The sequence below is a fragment of the Bradyrhizobium sp. Rc2d genome, from assembly GCF_900099855.1.
In the GTDB taxonomy this organism is placed as follows: domain Bacteria; phylum Pseudomonadota; class Alphaproteobacteria; order Rhizobiales; family Xanthobacteraceae; genus Bradyrhizobium.
Window position 1 is genome coordinate 1 of the sequence record NZ_FNCU01000057.1, and the last position, 14,978, is coordinate 14,978.

A 14,978-nucleotide genomic window follows, 5' to 3' on the forward strand; every position below is an offset into this window, starting at 1 on the left:
CTGTACAAGCGACAAGAGCAGCTATTGCAACCGCAGCGAGATATTCGGTTCTCATCTTGTCCCTCCCTTCTAGCCATGAACTAACAGGGTGCTCTTAGAAATGGTTCCGAGTGCTGTTCGTTTCCTCGTTCGAATGGAGGCCTGCGTCGCGATCCCAAGGAACGAAAGCGCCTGCCAAGGCTTTGGAAGAACACGAGACCGCCGCTCGCCGTTACCGATACGGCGCAGATCGCGGGATAGCCAAAGGCCGCTGCGAGCGGTCCGCTGTTCTGAATGCAAGCGCTCGCGTAGATAGCCAAAAGCGACGGTCTCCGGTTCCACTAGTAGAGGGGCAGCCGTGCTCGCAGGCGGAGAAGCTGCGAGAAAGGGGTAGGCACGGAGTTCCGTTATGCCCCGCCGCATCGACATAGACCATAAATACAGCCGGGCAATCGCTAAAGAGATCGGCGAGAAATTGCGCGCGGCGCTGAAGCCTGAGCCGGACCAACCGGAGAGCCTTAAAACGCAAATCGAACGGCTTCGGAAATTAGAGGAGCGCGCACCGTCAATCGTTCCCGGTACTGAGCATGGGAACAAACCTCGCCGTTGAGCTGCAGATAGGTCGCCGAACGTGGACGAGCATCCAACCATCAAGCTTGTTGGCGATTAGATCCTTTGAGACCTGCGGCGCTGCCTTTCTCATTCGAGGGTGATCGGCCTTTAGCGGTCCTGATCGAGCTAGTGGCAGCTAATCGCGCCAGATGTGCTCGCCGCATTGGCACCGGAACACACGGACGATCCGACCGCTGTGCGGATCGGAGATCGAGTGGAGCAATTTAGGAATGGCTGCACAAGCAGGGCATCGTTGTGTGTCGTGCGCGCTTTGCTCGGCCAATTGTGTGCTGTTGTTTTCCGCCATTGTCGACCCAATAGCATTGGGAGGGTGCGCTATTCGTTGGCAAGCCGTAGGGCCGCTTCCAATTCTGCGACGATATCGTGTAGGAGCCCGAGTGCGAGCGGATCGGTGACGTCGCGCTCCATCATGCGGTAGCGCATGATCTGATCTTCATGCTCTTGCTGTTCCTCGTCGTCGTCCATCGCGCGCTCCGCAATTGAGCATGACGCCGAACGCGGCCGATGGTTGCCGGGGACTTTGAAAAATCTGAGCCGAAATTAAGGCATCCGGCACGCGCTATCTGAGCGCATGAGTGAGGGAAGATGGGAAAGAGACCGAAATAGATCGCTTTGGGTCGAAAAAAGCCGCCAAGACGGGGGTTGAAAGATGGAGAAATGGGCCAATTTCTTTACAAAGAAGCCAGAAGTTTACTATTAGAGGCCCCGAATCAGCCTATCTTAAGGTTCCGGCTCCGGAGCGTTTTCGTCCATGAACTATAGCGCACCATCTCCATGCGGTCTTCCCAAAGCCGTAGTGGACAAGTTCGCGTCGGATGTTGCCGCTCATTTCGGCTACCAGCCCGGCGATGAACTTTCCTCGATCGTGGCCAAGCTCGGTGGACGTATTCTGAGTCAGAATATACTCGACTTTGGGAGATTTTCTTCCGGCTCAATTCGCATTGAACGTGAAGGAAGCTTCGAAATCCTACTTGCCTCGCATACCGGGCGCTTACGCGACCGATTTACTATTGCGCACGAACTTGGTCACTATTTCCTTCACTTCATTTATGCAAAACGTAATGGTGCTCAAATCGAGCGGATGGAGGCTCTACGCTATGGCTCTGGCCAAGTAGAGTGGGAAGCCAATTGGTTTGCCGCAGGATTTCTGATGCCGGCGAGCGCCTTCAGGGAGGCCCACGCATCCATGTCGGGCTCAATAGCCCGGGTTGCGGATAGGTTCGGCGTCTCCAGCGAGGCGGCGAATATTCGCGCGCAATATCTCGGATTGGCGGCGTAAGGCCCACTTAGCCGTGAGCCCATTTACACCAAGCCTGCGTATATTCCTAAGCGTCGATATTGTAGGGTCGACTGCATTCAAGCAGTCTGCTGCCGATGGGAAGGCGGGCAAGGGTGCCTCGGCGGAAGATGAATTCCCGCGATCTGAACCGTGGTTCGAACCCATCGCGCAATTCTATCGCGGTGTAGAGCGAACATTTTCGAAAGAATGGTCAATCTGTGAGGAGAAGGCAAACTCGATCAATTGGCCTACTGGTCCATCGCCAGAACTTTGGAAGAGTATTGGTGACGAGGTCATATACACGAAGCATTTGACCGACCACCGAGAAGTTCTGTCGACCCTTTATGCCTGGGTTTCGACGGTTCGATCATATCGAAAGATATTGCGGACGCAGTTCAAAACGTTGGATCTAAAATCGACCGCCTGGATTGCGGGTTTCCCCGTTCACAATGCTGAAGTGATTTTCCGTCCGTCAGTTAAAAATGGTGCAGGCGTCGTCGAAGAAGACGATGAATTGTACAGCAATCTTCAGCTTCTTCACGAATTCTACGAGGATCGTGAAAAGCAAATGCACTTTACTAGAGACTTCATAGGGCCGGCGATCGATACCGGGTTCAGGCTAGCTCAGATGTCGACGCCGAGACGAATGGTCCTTTCGTTGGAGCTTGCGTTGATGCTCGGTCACGCGATTGGACTTCATCTTCTTCATAAACCGCAGACGTTTGACTATGAAGAATTGTCTTTCTTTTTTGCGGGGCGACAGAGCTTCAAACGCGTTTTCGGTGGCCTTCCATATCCCATTTTCTGGATCGACATGAAGCCATCTCCCTCCCTGGAGGGAAAAGAAGATGAGTTACAAAACCTGCAGCCGTTGAAGACCGAGCTAGTCTATAAGTTTTGCACTGAGTTTGTGCGAGAACATGATGCGTATTGCTTCACGCCCTACATCATGGGGAACCAACACCCTGCGTTTGCAGACATGCCTGAGCGGCACACGCGGCGGATTGAAGTGCTTCGCAACTATTGGGTTGATGAATCCCTGAAGCGCACCGACGAAAAAGCGGCCGGTCTCGCAAAAAATGAGCAAGGGGCAGCGACCGAGCAGAAAACTGCCGAGCGCGTGCTCAAGGAGATTCTGAAGTAAGAGGCGCGCCCAGCTTGCCCATGGCGTTACAGCTCGACGCCGCGTGAGCGCATATTTGCAGGGCCATGCTTGGCTGAGCGCGGTCATCGCGAGGATGCGGAACGGTTGATGCAGGTCGAAGAGTATCGACCGTACCTCCGCAGTCGCCATCCCACACCTCATATCGGTAGTTATCGGTAACGTAATGTTGGCAGTGGGGGAGCATGAAATTTCCGCTCTGGAAGTCCGGGGCAGCTCTAGAAGCCTGGCTCAGCGCGACCGCGACGGCCAGAAGCGCGATTTGAAGAAAGAGCCTCATTGATCAAGCACCGTTCTCTAACCAGATCGACCGCGCGTTTTTTGAGGTCACCTTAACCCGCGACATGACTCGATGAGCACTGGCGGTGGGTGTGCTAGTCGTGCTGGTCGTGGTCTACTGTTCGCAATCGTTCAACAGTAGACGATACGTTCAATTTCTCCAGTTCATCAAAATATTTTGCCGTCGCAAATCGATTTACAATGAACTGACCACCGTAGGCCACCCAGAGCCCTCCATAGGGAGCCATCAGATTTGTATCTATCACTGCGCTCTGTGGGGAGGGTGAAAAGTTCAGCGGCGTTCCTTTTTCAGAGTTGATCTCATTCAGTCTAGGCAGATGAAGTTTTGTTGCTTCTGCGGACAGAATGTATTCGCCACCCTGCATCATGCCGACGATCGCGAACACACCACCACCCTGGTGTTGGTATAAGGGTATGTCATCTTCATGCCCATCGCGCCCCAAGACAAGCCCGCCAAAGCGGCCGTCCATAATTGTTCTGCGCTCCAGTTCAGCAAAGAATTCATGGAAATTGAGACGAGGCGGCGGGAGTGGAGCACTTCGGGCACGTCTCTGACTCTAGCGGCACCTGAGCGGAGCAATTGGCGCAACCAGTGCTACTTGCGAGATCGATTTTGAAATCGCTCAATGGTTTCGCTCCCCTCAGAGGAATATCTGCGCCTTACCGCGTTACCCGAACGTCGCCGTAGTCTTCCTCAATCGGCCGCTCACCATCAAAATTTGTGTGAGCGAGTAGGGCGCCGATACCAAACAGCACCATACCGCCGATCCACACCAGGCATGTTGCGGTCAAATAGGCGGATGTCCCGACGCCAATATTGCCGGTGAGCCCGAATAGAGTGCCGGCATTGAATAGCAGCCCGATGAGGCCCCAGAACCAGAACAGTACGGCGAGGACTCCCTTTGAAGCGCCGTAGTGACTTCTCAGCCTGAAAGTGCGCTCCCAGCTCTCTTTAGATTTGAATAATCCCATTGAGATCCCCTACACCCTACGCGACCATAGGGCGAGCGACCGAAGAGTGGCAACTATTCTTTAGCCGTGTCAGGTATTGAAACCAAACCCGCCCAAGAGAATTGCAGTGCATGGAAATTCATCTTGTTCGGGTGACCACCGACGATGGTCTAAACCGATACTGGTTGGCGGCCGCCCCCGATCAAGATGCGGCTGTGCATCTGGTGTTGGACGCCATCCCAGAGGGCTGGGCGGCTAGTCCGAGCGGGCTTATCGCGAACGATGAGTTGGCGACACTTGGCCTACGACCGGGAGAAGTTCGCGAGGTGAACACCAAAGCCGGGCTGTCCTGATGTTCCGGCTTAACCGCTCATGGCACTTAAGTGTGGTGTACGCCCTTTTGGGGAGCCTTTGTCAATTGGAGGGTCCCATGACCGAACGTCGTGAACTCTATCGCAGTCCGAACGGGGACGCCTGGTTCCTAGGGCGGGAGCCAACGAACGGAAACGCATTCATCATCCATCAACCGAATGCACCTTCCGGAGGGCGACTCTCACACATTGAACTCGGCGACTTCTTGCGGGCGGACGTGAAGGGTCCTGAGCAGCAAGCGCTGTTGCGATTGATCGGCACGCTGGTGGAAGTGCCACCGTACGCGTAGCACGGGGTGGGGACGGGCTGGCGGCTGGGGCACGCTGCGGGCCTTGAGGCTTAGGGAAGAGGTAACCCCTCTGCCGATAAGGCCTTCGCCTCGTTTGCCAGCCGTTTACGTCGCAACTGGTGCATCGTGGGAAATGGGGCACCAATCTCGCGCGCCTTCGTTTGGACGGACTGCATAGAGCGCTTGAGCACGACCGAGGTGCGAGAAACCGAAACGCCGGTTTCAGCCGAACTCCGAAGGAAGTCGATTTGCTCTGGCGTCCAGGATCGAGATGTCGTGCGGGGCATCAGGTTGCAACGGGACACCACTTGGAAAGTTCCGGCACGCGGATGGAAGTGGCACACATACACCTAGCTGCACACAGCCACTTGAGGGTTACGCTTTCGGATGGGCGCGCAGCCCCCGCCGCATCAGTGTCCGAATTGCCTCCGGCCTTGTCCGTGCGCCCTCCTCAGCCATCCACTTGTCAACAGCTGATAGGTCGTCAGGCTGCAGGCGCACCTGAATCTGTGTGCCTTTGCCAGTGGCCGGGGGCCCGCGCTTTTTCTTTGGTACCAAGGTTTGACGTTTCATAGAATCTCTGGTACCACAGTTTCGGGGCCGGTCAAATGAGCCGGACTACTCGGGGAAGTAAATGAACAATCTAAATCATAAGGCTAGCGCTGCTATCGATCTCTCCACGCCTTTTTGCGCATACACGTACTATACGGGCCTGCGGGCCAAGGGCTGCGATCCCATTGTTGCCAGGGGCGGTCTTCATTGTGGTGTCGTGGGGGATTCGACACGCAACCTCCACGAATGGGCAGCACGCCACGACCCTGACGGCAAGCTCCGGATCGATTACGCGCGCATGATGTGGGCAGTGCGGGCCTCGGATGACGAGGTCATCTTGCTGGGCGCTCGGCAGTCCTGACCGACACTGAAGCGCCTCATTCGCGAGAGTGGGGCGCTTTACTTGCTCTATTTGTCGACCGGCGCTAACGCTGCCTAGGCTGCCTTTGAGGAAATGCGGTGACCAAGGCTCGCGAATTTATCGATTTCTGGACCGAGAACAGCATCCACGCTGTCGAGCAGTATCGGACTGCCGGCGCCTCGCAGGATGTGGCCGAACTCAGCCGGCGTCTTATTGAGGCTGCCAAGGGGCAGGGTATTTCGGAAGCCGACTTGCAGGCCGAAATTGGCGAAATCTCGGATTACATTGGAGACCGGCTCAAGGCGGCGAACGACGCTGAGCGCGAGCGGCGTAAGTCTATCTAAATGGCCAACTGAGGCTACTTGCCTGGTACGAAGATGAGAGACTGGCAGAGCGGACTGGATAAGAGGGCTGCGCCATAGGGGGCGAGCGGTATGCGGTATAATTCGGTTCAGGCGGTGGTTTCGCGTCGTTGTCCGTGGGTCAGCGTTTGCTCTCCGGGACAAAGCCGTCAATCAGCTCGGCGCGCGCTATGCGTTGCACGGCAACGTGCGCTATGCCGGCGAGCGACTGCGCATCTCGGCTCAGTTGATTGATACGAGCAACGGCGCACATTTGTGGGCCGAACGCTACGACCTGATAATGGCCGATGTGTTCGCCATTCAAGATGAAATCGCCGAGCGCGTCGTTGCGGCGATCGAGCCTGAGCTTCTCAAGAGCGAGTCGCGCCTGGCGATTGTCCGCCACACCGGCAACATGACGGCGTGGGACCTGGTGCGGCAGGGCATGTGGCATTTTCACAAGGTAACCCGGGACGGACATCGCACCGCGCGCGATCTGTTCCGCCGCGCCTGTACAGTCGACCAGGATCTCTCGGAGGCGCATGCGTGGCTCGCTCGGGTCAGCGCCGGAATCATCGCGTATGGGTGGAGTGATGACATTATCGCCGACGGCAACGAGGGAACGAAGGCGGCGACCCGCGCGGTCGCGCTCGACCCGCGGGATCCCTATGCGCACTACGCTTTGGCTATCGTGAGCTGCTACGCGGGCTCCGCCAACACCGGCGCGCTCGCAGCGCAGAGCGCGATCGAGCTCAATCCGAGCTTCGCGCTCGCTCACCTCGTTCTTGGGATGGCGCGTCTATTCGATGGCGATGCAGATCGAGCTGTCGCTCCTTTGCGGCACGGTCTCGCGCTCAACCCCAATGATCCGCAGAACGTGGCATGGCATATCCTGTTGGCCTACGCCGAACTTCTTGTCGATTTGCCGGATAAGGCGCTCGAAAGCGCAAACCGAGCGCTGACGCTGCGTCCTGTGTTTGGGCCGACTTTCGAAGTATTGTGCTGCTGCACAATGGCGCTCGGGCGGCGCGACGACGCCCGGCAATGGTCCGAACGCATGAAAGAAGTTCATGGTCCAGAAGGCCACTTCATTGCGCCGATTAGAGCAAGCCGGCCCGGGTACGACAATCGCATCGCTCAGTTATTAAAGGCTGCAGCCGCGTGATCGCCCACAGCGACCGTTGCCTATGTGCGGCCCCATCCCCTGGCCGCGGGTCCCGTCGCCACGGACCCCTCTTTACCCAAGGCGGCGGGGCCTGAAGGCGGGGCAATATGCAGGAGGCTACGATGCGCCTTCACCTCCATAACCCTTCGATCGATTTAGTTGCCCTCGCGGCTGGCACCATTCTGGTGCTGGGGTTTATGGCCGCCATCGCAGTGCTGGTCCGCTGAGCCGACCGTCGAAAAAAATCCGAAAGCGCAGATGCGTGTGCCCGGTCGGGGGACTAAGGAGGAACCGACCGCCTGTCAGAGCTTTTCGATCTTGGGAGTTTTGTTGCCTGCCCACGTGAGTCGATAGAGCTCGCCCGGCGATTCCGTAGTAATGCGACGGAATAAAGCGGCTTCCCAGAACCTGACTCAAGGCAAGGTAGCACTCGCGCGTCGAGGGAGGTCAGGTCATGCGCAACACACGGTTGGCGCTTTTGGCGTTGGGCGCCGGAGTCCTTGCTGGCGTTGTGGGCACAGGGTCTGCGCGAGCGGATTATGATTATCCCTGGTGCATACAGGGCGCGGCATACGACTATCCCGGCTACTGCGCCTATCAAACGCGTGAACAGTGTCTGAAGAGTGTGTCCGGTCGCAAGGGATATTGCGCGGAAAATCCGCGCTTTCACTCAGGCAGGTCTCCGCAGCCGCCAGCGCCGCACAGCCGATACCTAAGTCCCTCCAGATAGCGGGGGCCGGGACTTCCTTCGCGCGGCGTGGGCGCCGGCTCCGGTCCCGGGTCTTCAAAATGGGCAATCGTCGTCGTCATCGGCCGGCTCGTGCAGGTCAGCCTGCCGCCGATAACCTCGAACTCATCGGCGACTTGAGGGTCTGGCCATCGTCAGGTGCAGGATCGAGCCGCCAACGTAGGTCGCAAGACCGGCGGTCGCGCGAAGCAAACGCCGGTGGCCACCGCCCCAAAGCTCACCGACCTCGGCGTCACCTAGACGCAGTCCTCGCGCTGGCAAAGGCTGGCGGCGCTGCCAAAGGCCGAGCAGGAAGAGTTGACAACAGCCCCCAAGCATCCAAGCCATTGTTGGAACAAAAACCCTCTGAGCTAGTTCAGTATCGTTGGTGCTGGGGCTTTTTTCCGGGAGGATGACTATGACCAGAAGCATCCTTGTCAGCCTTGCTATCCTCGCGCTCTCCACTTCCGTCACTTTGGCAGCGCAACGGACTCATCACACTCGCGCGGTGAAGCCAAGCGCATCTGCCGCCGCGATGAACCCAACCCCATACACCCGTCCGAACCCAAACGCCGCATTTGCGCGCATGGGTCCATCTCCGGTCTGGCAGGGCGGTGTGAGCAGCAAGGATCATGCCTTGTATCTAAAGAATCTTCATGACTCCGGGTACAATCCGAAGAGCGATTACGCCAACGGGCTCCTGAAGACGCAATAGCGCCCGGTCTCTCGCCGTCCATGGTCACGGCTGCCTGCAGGCCGCGACCACGCTCTGGCCGCGCATCACCCTGATCGCGGTGATGCCGAACTTCTCGAAGTCGATGCCGGCGACATCGAGCGCGTTGGCGCGGATGATTGCGATCGGCGTGGCACTCAGTCGTGGCACCGAAATTCCGTCACGCTCCCCATTCTTACTTATGTGGCGTGACGGATTTTTGGTGCCATTCTGCGCCAGTTTCCCGGCGCCTTATGGCGCTGGTAGGTTCGCTTGCTGTTGAAGCCGGCAAGCTTCCATGCCGGTATCTCGGCCTTCGGTCTCCCACGAGGGCGACCGGTGCTGCGGGCGGCGCGCGACTTCGGGTGGGCGCGTGCCGCGTCCTTCTCGCGTTTTATGGCGTCCCGATACTCAAAATCAGGATCATCATTGGCACCGAGGAAGCGCAGGTCAAGGGCAGTGCGGTCGCGTACGGTACCGCACACATGCATCGCTGGCGACACACCGTCGCGCGCCTGGTCGCACTGAGCGTCGTTGGAGCTCCCAAGGTGCTGTTCGACCTGTTTGGGCACAAAGACATCGAAATGACGCTTTACTACATGATGTCGGACCCTACGATCGCCGACGAGGCCCTTCTCGTCGCCAAGAGATGACTTACGCGCTGGCAAAAGATGCGGTTACAAACGTCATGGAGGAGGAAGCATCGGGCGCCGCGGCGGCCTCCTTGCGAGAGCAGCTATCATGAGCGATGAGATGGGCACCTTCGATACCAAGACTCTGCGAGAGACGACCGAGGTGATCACGGACAGTGGCAGCTATTGGTCCCTCGTGCGCGAAGGAGTGATCTGCACTAAAGGATTGGGACACTGTGAGACCCGCGTCACCAGCCGCGACAACTCGCCCTCGGTGATGCCGGTCAGCGATAGCTCAAAGCCAATTCGAGGAGGTCGTTCAATTCGAGCCGCAACATCTCGTCGTCGCAATCGCTCGCATCGGTGAGTCGATTGTCGGCGATGACATAGGCACGTTTCTGCTGATCACTCCACCGCGTGCGACGATGACCGGCACCTCCGCGATCCCGATCAATTGCCCCGCCGCGAGCCGCCCGTGACGGCCAGAACCATCCCGTCGTCGGTCGTGAGGATCGGCATTGTCCAGCCCCACTCGCGGATCGATGCCGCGATCTGCTCGATTTGCGCGGCCGAGTGCCGCTGCGAATTGCGCTCATAAGGCCCTAGCCGCTCAATTGGCTATGTTTCCACGGCCGGCTTGTTCGCCAAGTGTCCTGCACCAAGGTGCCGCACTGTCCCTTGATACAACGAACGTGAGAACAGTGGTTGAAATCTCTCGTTTTTACGGAGATCTAGTATCTTGAACTTCTCACCCTGCGCAAGAAAGTTTGACTTCGGCTGAATTGATTGTTCGGGAGTCAGCTCATGTTTGTGCGCATCACCACAGACCGGACGCCTCGTCCCAATTCGCTCAATGATCTCGGCCTGACGAGCAGTTCAAATCCGGTCGTCAGTTTAAGTGAATTCACTTACAAAAAAGGCGCCGAAATCTATGGCGAGAAGGAGCCTGCCGAGTTCGTCTATCAGGTGAGAAGCGGAGCGGTGCGAAGCTACAAATTGCTCTCGGATGGTCGGCGCCGGATCGGTGCGTTTCACTTGGTCGGCGATATTTTTGGGCTGGAGAACGGTGGGACGCATCGATTTACCGTCGAAGTGGTCGTTAAGACCACTATTCGCTTGATTAGGCGGCAAAGCCTCGAGGCGGTGGCCGAGACTGACGCTGTTGTCTCACGCAATCTGCTGAGCATGACGACAGGCGACCTACAGCACGCGGAAAACCATGTGCTGCTGCTGGGCCGTAAAACCGCACTGGAAAAGGTAGTCGCGTTCTTGCTTGAGATGGACGAGCGGCTGACCGCCGCTGGTGTAATGTCGCTGCCAATGACGCGCCGTGACATCGCGGACTACCTTGGTCTGACGCTCGAAACTGTGTCTCGTGGGCTGTCCCGACTGACGCGGGCATCCTCGGATTCATTGGCAGCAATCAACGCGAGATCGTGCTTCTCGACCGGCAGCGGCTTGCGAGCTTCGCCCTGCAAGATTAGCACGAAGTCGATAAATCTGAGCTGGTGCCGAGCCGCAGAAAACTTGCACTCAGGAGGAAGGAGAAGGCACACTTGCCTGAACGCCTGCCAGAGCGGCTTGGAGAGCCGCTTCTTTCGTATGGTCGAGCGACGTCTTCAACACAGTGCCGCCTTCACCCTTGAGACCTTCAAGCACTTTGTCGGCCGTCACCTTGCGAACCAGCACGAAGAGGGCAGCGGTTCCGGGCTGAATGGCGGCAGCCGTTTCCTTCATCCATTTGTCCTCGATGCCGATATCGGTCAGATATCCGCCAAGAGTGCCGGACGCCGCACCGAGGGCAGCGCCCGCCAGCGGCATCAAAAAGATCAAGCCAATAAGCGCTCCCCAGAACGTGCCCGAAACTGCCCCCGCGGCGGTGGTATTGATGAGCTGGTTAAGTTTGATGTGACCTTGAGCGTCCTTCACCGCGACTACCGCATCACCAAGCTCAATCAGGTACTCTTTCTGCATTGTCAGAAGTTTCTGGCGAACTTCTTCCGCCTTTGCTTCGGTGGGAAACGCGATCACGACTAGATCACTCATGGTAGTTCTCCTTTTGGGAACTTGACCGCAGACCAAATGATTGTCGCTGCTATTGATCTACATCAAATCTTCCATGCAAGAGCGCATAACGCTCCTGAACGGCTTCGTCTTCGCGAGCTTGTTCGGACCAGCCAGCGCATCGCGGAACTCACCGTTCAACCATCCAAATAGGAGGGAGGAGTATGATGCTTCGGTATGCACTCGCCGCTCTCGCAGCAACCGTTCTTATTGTCGCAAGCCTCGTTCCCGATGACGCATTTGCTCGCCGTGGTGGAGGTGGCGGCTTTCGCGGTGGAGGAGGATTTCACGGCGGCGGGATGCGCGCTGGTGGCTTCCATGGCGGAGGCATGCGCGCTGCCCACGTCCGGGGCGGTGCCGTTCATGCCGGACGCATCCATGGTGGTCGCGGCTACCGCGTGGCCGGAGGTCCTCGGCCTTCGCATCCAATAGCGGGCCGTCCGGGCCGTCCGATCGCGGGTCATCCGGGCTACGGGCGCGGCTACTATCGCCCGGGTTCGGGCTATGGTGCCGCCGCTGTGGGGGCTGCTGCTGCGGCCGGAGCCTACGGCTACTACAACAACTACAACAGCGGCTGCTACTACGACGCCTCCGGCAACTACGTTTGCCCGGGTCAGTATCCTTATGGATATAGGTACTGACTAAATCGATCGAGCGCGGACGGCGACCCTTGGGGCCGCCGCCCGTTGGCACGGTTCTCGCCACCCTTGGTTCTTCTTCCTCGCGGGCTTAGGATGGGCATGAGCGATACATAGCCTGTAGTGGATTTCCGCGCAGAAATATGGTGCGAGGCGTTAAGCCGCCGCGATGGGCGATCCAGCGGCGCACTGGCGAAGGGTACATCAAATAGACCATGCGGGTCGCGCCAAAGTTAGTAACAGGCCGTCCGCGAGGACCAATATCCCTCGCGGCGTGGAACGCTAGCTCGGCCCGCGAAGTCACAAATCCTGTCCGTTGGTATTGTCGCAAGCACGATGGTGCAAGCCGACGTGCAGAAACCATCGATGATCACATTCTGGCCCGAAGCGCGGAGGCGTTGATACTTGTAGATGTATTTGCCTATTCGTCCGCCGGGGTCATCTGTGATCCGCACGGCGGCACAGTTGGCGGGAGAGCAGAATACTAAGAGGATGACGATCAACAATCCCGCCCAGCATTTCATGCTGTCGTTCCCCCGATAGATTGGACAGCCCGTGCAGTTTGCTCCCTGCCAATCCTCTTAGATCGGATGCATCCAAGCTTGATCTAAATCAACGGCGGTTCTGACGAGGTCCCCAGACATCGGCCAGCTCGCCGACGCACCAGCGGCTCCGACCTGTTGGGCCAAAGGCGGAAATCGGTTCTCGGCGCGGCCGAACGAATCTCACTTCCGGGGCGCCGGCTCGCCAAATATCCTTGCGCGGCTTTAAAGGGTTGGTCGACGTGTTACGGTAACAAATCCAGTAATTCAGTGGTCCTGCCCAGCTGTATAATCTGAGCGACCTTTGACGCGTGTGATTTCGATCTTGATCGTCATGCCGTGCTATTAACTCCCGACAAGTGGTCTATCTTCTGTTGGGTCTCCGAGCCGGTAGAGCCGATTCCAAGTGCGAGCCCACTTGCGGTTACGGTCGAGCCAGATCAATTGTGACGTATGAATTGCCCGGGCGCTAGTATACAGCGGATGGCCGCTTACATATCCCACTAACACGAAGACGACCGGCAACGTACCGTGTTCGACCTTGGGCTTCACAAGGATCGCGCGCCAGCTCTCAAGCAGTGGGGCGCAGGCGAGTTCGGACGGCGGCGGCTCCTCACCCTTCAGATATGACTCGAAGTCGAGCTTTAGCTGTCCGGTTGCGTCGATGTCGTCGGTTGACATGTGCAGGATTCCAAATTCATCTAGGCATTGCTCATGCTTTCGGGCGAGCTTGGAACGTCAGCGGATTGACAAAGACGTGCAGCTTCTTGCCCATTTTCCATTGCCATCCAGCCACGCTGATCTGTCGTCTTCGCCAGCTTTGGATTCCTGGTCCGGTCTGGGTGCCTCCTGCACCAGCGACATTCAGTGCCTGACCGCGCTGGCATTTCGCGCCTTGATCGTAGCTTCCAAAATCTTCTGCAGCTTGCGGATGCTCAATCCGGTCCTTTCCCAGGCGCGGGCTATCACTTCGAGTTCGTCATGAGCTAGGGGCCACACGAATCCGTACTCCCCACTCTCGACGGCGAGCTCCTGAAGCACGTTTGCTGCAAGGAGCGGCAGATCAAGGATACGGGGCGCCGGCACCTTGATGATACGGAACCGGTCTTTCAAGGGAGCGGGGAGGGACTCGACCGAGTTCGCGGTAGCGATGTACGAGATGAAGGACAAGTTGAGCTCGGCGTCGAGCGAGACGTCGCGGTGCCTCGCCGCAGTCTCGCGCTCGAGAAATGGCAACAGAGCGTCCCAGAGTCGGCCGTTGTGCGTCGAGGTGCCCGATTTATCCGCTTCATCGATCATCACAATAGGATTGGCAATGCGCATCTGGTTGATGGCGCGCGCTGGTGCTGACGGAATACTACTGCTCCACGCTTTGGGGCAACCGCCGAACATGTTGTCGGAAGCGCCGGAGCCGTCATAGCGGTAGACGCCAATCCCGAGTAGATCACCGAGCCGGCGCACCAGACGCGACTTGCCGACCCCAGCAGGCCCAGTTAGCAGGACCGCCTTTAGCCACACTGGCTCGCCTTCCCGCAGGTCGCGCAGCACAAGATCGATGGCAGTGGTGGCGTGCGGGTATTCCGTCATCAGCGTCGTCCGCACGGTATTGAGATCGCGCGCGACGACCAGCGGCAATCTCACATCGAGGAGGTCCTTGAACCCGGACTGATCCTTGCTAAGCGTGGTTGCCTTGTCCTTCTGTATGACGACAACACTGAAATCTTTGGGCTCGTATCGATGCTTGGGTCGAGTCTGCTCATCTGTGACGGCTAGGTCGCTGGGGGCCCTCTCCTGATCCAGCATCTCGAGCCGAGTAATGAAGAAGATGCTATGCTCATCGTCTCGAAAATCGCCTCTTGCTGCGTTCCACCAAACGCCCAGGCGCCGCAAGGCGTGATTTCTTGTGATGCTGGCAACTGGCCAGTCCCAGAGATGCTCGATGGCGTAGCCAAGCTGCGGCAGCACGATCTCAAACGTTTGCGGTTTGGCCGGGTCGGCAGCGAGCATTAGTGCCGCGATCGCCTCCTGGCCGTGGCCTGCCGCGAACAAGAGGTCGGCGAGCTTCCGGCAGGCCACCTTGCTGCGCTCCTTTTTGCCGGACCAGAAATCGCCGGCAACCTGATCGCGCGATACATTTTCGATCTCGCTAATGCGAGACCAGAAGAGCAACGCTGCGGGCGGCCAGCCGCGCTGCCACAGGAGCTTCACCGGCAAAGGCATCGAGGAGCTCTTGGTTGTTACATCCTGAGGCATATCAATTCCTCGCTATGCACAGGTCG

The 14,978-nt window shown here is 58.0% G+C and carries 18 protein-coding genes and 2 pseudogenes; 12 read left to right on the plus strand and 8 right to left on the minus strand.

Annotated features, from left to right (window positions below; translation table 11 throughout):
* The first annotated feature begins 388 nt into the window (after positions 1-388).
* Positions 389-589 carry a hypothetical protein gene (locus tag BLV07_RS39525; RefSeq protein ID WP_091897225.1) on the plus strand — a complete coding sequence of 67 codons (201 nt, stop codon included), beginning with the start codon at positions 389-391 and terminating at the stop codon, positions 587-589.
* Positions 590-927: 338 nt separating this feature from the next.
* Here the strand turns inward: BLV07_RS39525 and BLV07_RS48085 are convergent, their stop codons facing one another.
* Positions 928-1,077 carry a hypothetical protein gene (locus BLV07_RS48085; protein WP_176946065.1) on the minus strand — a complete coding sequence of 50 codons (150 nt, stop codon included), beginning with the start codon at positions 1,075-1,077 and terminating at the stop codon, positions 928-930.
* Between the two features lie 286 nt (positions 1,078-1,363).
* Here BLV07_RS48085 and BLV07_RS39530 point away from each other — a divergent pair, with 286 nt between their 5' ends.
* Positions 1,364-1,891, plus strand: a complete 528-nt coding sequence (locus BLV07_RS39530) for an ImmA/IrrE family metallo-endopeptidase (RefSeq protein WP_091897228.1) — start codon at positions 1,364-1,366, stop codon at positions 1,889-1,891.
* A gap of 13 nt (positions 1,892-1,904) precedes the next feature.
* Entirely contained in the window at positions 1,905-3,035 is a 1,131-nt protein-coding gene (locus BLV07_RS46950; protein ID WP_143035649.1) for a hypothetical protein, read from the plus strand.
* Between the two features lie 392 nt (positions 3,036-3,427).
* Here BLV07_RS46950 and BLV07_RS39540 read toward each other — a convergent pair whose 3' ends face one another.
* Positions 3,428-3,823 carry a hypothetical protein gene (locus tag BLV07_RS39540; RefSeq protein ID WP_091897234.1) on the minus strand — a complete coding sequence of 132 codons (396 nt, stop codon included), beginning with the start codon at positions 3,821-3,823 and terminating at the stop codon, positions 3,428-3,430.
* Between the two features lie 190 nt (positions 3,824-4,013).
* Complete coding sequence (locus BLV07_RS39545; RefSeq protein ID WP_091897237.1) at positions 4,014-4,325, minus strand: hypothetical protein; 312 nt, start codon at positions 4,323-4,325, stop codon at positions 4,014-4,016.
* Positions 4,326-4,435: 110 nt separating this feature from the next.
* Between BLV07_RS39545 and BLV07_RS39550 the strand changes: the two genes are divergently transcribed.
* The 6 genes from BLV07_RS39550 (at position 4,436) to BLV07_RS46955 (ending at position 8,826) form a co-directional block, all read left to right on the plus strand.
* Complete coding sequence (locus BLV07_RS39550) at positions 4,436-4,657, plus strand: hypothetical protein (protein ID WP_091897240.1); 222 nt, start codon at positions 4,436-4,438, stop codon at positions 4,655-4,657.
* Between the two features lie 77 nt (positions 4,658-4,734).
* Entirely contained in the window at positions 4,735-4,965 is a 231-nt protein-coding gene (locus tag BLV07_RS39555; protein WP_091897370.1) for a hypothetical protein, read from the plus strand.
* Positions 4,966-5,976: 1,011 nt separating this feature from the next.
* Positions 5,977-6,222: a hypothetical protein gene (locus BLV07_RS39570; RefSeq protein ID WP_091897248.1), complete on the plus strand. Its 246-nt coding sequence runs from the start codon at positions 5,977-5,979 to the stop codon at positions 6,220-6,222.
* A gap of 193 nt (positions 6,223-6,415) precedes the next feature.
* Positions 6,416-7,384: a tetratricopeptide repeat protein gene (locus BLV07_RS39575; protein ID WP_091897251.1), complete on the plus strand. Its 969-nt coding sequence runs from the start codon at positions 6,416-6,418 to the stop codon at positions 7,382-7,384.
* A 454-nt stretch (positions 7,385-7,838) separates the two neighbouring features.
* The gene (locus BLV07_RS39580) at positions 7,839-8,114 is read left to right on the plus strand and encodes a DUF3551 domain-containing protein (protein ID WP_091897254.1); all 276 of its coding nucleotides are present in this window, start codon (positions 7,839-7,841) and stop codon (positions 8,112-8,114) included.
* Between the two features lie 415 nt (positions 8,115-8,529).
* A complete protein-coding gene (locus BLV07_RS46955) occupies positions 8,530-8,826 on the plus strand; it encodes a hypothetical protein (protein ID WP_143035651.1) in 297 nt (98 codons plus the stop codon).
* A gap of 24 nt (positions 8,827-8,850) precedes the next feature.
* Here the strand turns inward: BLV07_RS46955 and BLV07_RS48090 are convergent, their stop codons facing one another.
* Positions 8,851-8,994: a hypothetical protein gene (locus tag BLV07_RS48090; protein ID WP_176946066.1), complete on the minus strand. Its 144-nt coding sequence runs from the start codon at positions 8,992-8,994 to the stop codon at positions 8,851-8,853.
* An 83-nt stretch (positions 8,995-9,077) separates the two neighbouring features.
* Here BLV07_RS48090 and BLV07_RS39585 point away from each other — a divergent pair, with 83 nt between their 5' ends.
* Together BLV07_RS39585 and BLV07_RS39590 are read left to right on the plus strand one after the other, a co-directional pair.
* Complete coding sequence (locus BLV07_RS39585) at positions 9,078-9,476, plus strand: site-specific integrase (protein ID WP_091897257.1); 399 nt, start codon at positions 9,078-9,080, stop codon at positions 9,474-9,476.
* Positions 9,477-10,259: 783 nt separating this feature from the next.
* Positions 10,260-10,939 (plus strand): annotated as a pseudogene (locus BLV07_RS39590) (helix-turn-helix domain-containing protein).
* Between the two features lie 49 nt (positions 10,940-10,988).
* On the opposite strand, the gene BLV07_RS39595 reads toward BLV07_RS39590, so the two are convergent.
* Complete coding sequence (locus tag BLV07_RS39595) at positions 10,989-11,501, minus strand: DUF1269 domain-containing protein (RefSeq protein WP_091897260.1); 513 nt, start codon at positions 11,499-11,501, stop codon at positions 10,989-10,991.
* A 185-nt stretch (positions 11,502-11,686) separates the two neighbouring features.
* Here BLV07_RS39595 and BLV07_RS49340 point away from each other — a divergent pair, with 185 nt between their 5' ends.
* The gene (locus BLV07_RS49340; RefSeq protein WP_091897373.1) at positions 11,687-12,160 is read left to right on the plus strand and encodes a hypothetical protein; all 474 of its coding nucleotides are present in this window, start codon (positions 11,687-11,689) and stop codon (positions 12,158-12,160) included.
* An 88-nt stretch (positions 12,161-12,248) separates the two neighbouring features.
* Here the strand turns inward: BLV07_RS49340 and BLV07_RS49345 are convergent.
* The 3 genes and pseudogenes from BLV07_RS49345 to BLV07_RS49350 form a co-directional block, all read right to left on the minus strand.
* A pseudogene (locus BLV07_RS49345) lies at positions 12,249-12,681 on the minus strand (hypothetical protein).
* A gap of 363 nt (positions 12,682-13,044) precedes the next feature.
* Entirely contained in the window at positions 13,045-13,380 is a 336-nt protein-coding gene (locus BLV07_RS39610; RefSeq protein WP_091897263.1) for a DUF6634 family protein, read from the minus strand.
* Positions 13,381-13,563: 183 nt separating this feature from the next.
* Positions 13,564-14,919 (minus strand): AAA family ATPase, encoded by a 1,356-nt coding sequence (locus tag BLV07_RS49350; RefSeq protein WP_244551371.1) that lies wholly within the window; start codon positions 14,917-14,919, stop codon positions 13,564-13,566.
* Between the last annotated feature and the right edge of the window lie 59 nt (positions 14,920-14,978).

Bases quoted from the DNA above. Each gene is read 5' to 3' on its own strand.
- BLV07_RS39595 (WP_091897260.1), bottom strand. From the start codon at position 11,501: ATGAGTGATCTAGTCGTGATCGCGTTTCCCACCGAAGCAAAGGCGGAA.
- BLV07_RS39545 (WP_091897237.1), bottom strand. From the start codon at position 4,325: ATGGGATTATTCAAATCTAAAGAGAGCTGGGAGCGCACTTTCAGGCTG.
- BLV07_RS39540 (WP_091897234.1), bottom strand. From the start codon at position 3,823: ATGGACGGCCGCTTTGGCGGGCTTGTCTTGGGGCGCGATGGGCATGAA.
- BLV07_RS39530 (WP_091897228.1), top strand. From the start codon at position 1,364: ATGAACTATAGCGCACCATCTCCATGCGGTCTTCCCAAAGCCGTAGTG.
- BLV07_RS39550 (WP_091897240.1), top strand. From the start codon at position 4,436: ATGGAAATTCATCTTGTTCGGGTGACCACCGACGATGGTCTAAACCGA.
- BLV07_RS39580 (WP_091897254.1), top strand. From the start codon at position 7,839: ATGCGCAACACACGGTTGGCGCTTTTGGCGTTGGGCGCCGGAGTCCTT.
- BLV07_RS49350 (WP_244551371.1), bottom strand. From the start codon at position 14,919: ATGCCTTTGCCGGTGAAGCTCCTGTGGCAGCGCGGCTGGCCGCCCGCA.
- BLV07_RS46955 (WP_143035651.1), top strand. From the start codon at position 8,530: ATGACCAGAAGCATCCTTGTCAGCCTTGCTATCCTCGCGCTCTCCACT.
- BLV07_RS49340 (WP_091897373.1), top strand. From the start codon at position 11,687: ATGCTTCGGTATGCACTCGCCGCTCTCGCAGCAACCGTTCTTATTGTC.
- BLV07_RS39555 (WP_091897370.1), top strand. From the start codon at position 4,735: ATGACCGAACGTCGTGAACTCTATCGCAGTCCGAACGGGGACGCCTGG.
- BLV07_RS39525 (WP_091897225.1), top strand. From the start codon at position 389: ATGCCCCGCCGCATCGACATAGACCATAAATACAGCCGGGCAATCGCT.
- BLV07_RS48085 (WP_176946065.1), bottom strand. From the start codon at position 1,077: ATGGACGACGACGAGGAACAGCAAGAGCATGAAGATCAGATCATGCGC.
- BLV07_RS39585 (WP_091897257.1), top strand. From the start codon at position 9,078: ATGGCGCTGGTAGGTTCGCTTGCTGTTGAAGCCGGCAAGCTTCCATGC.
- BLV07_RS39610 (WP_091897263.1), bottom strand. From the start codon at position 13,380: ATGTCAACCGACGACATCGACGCAACCGGACAGCTAAAGCTCGACTTC.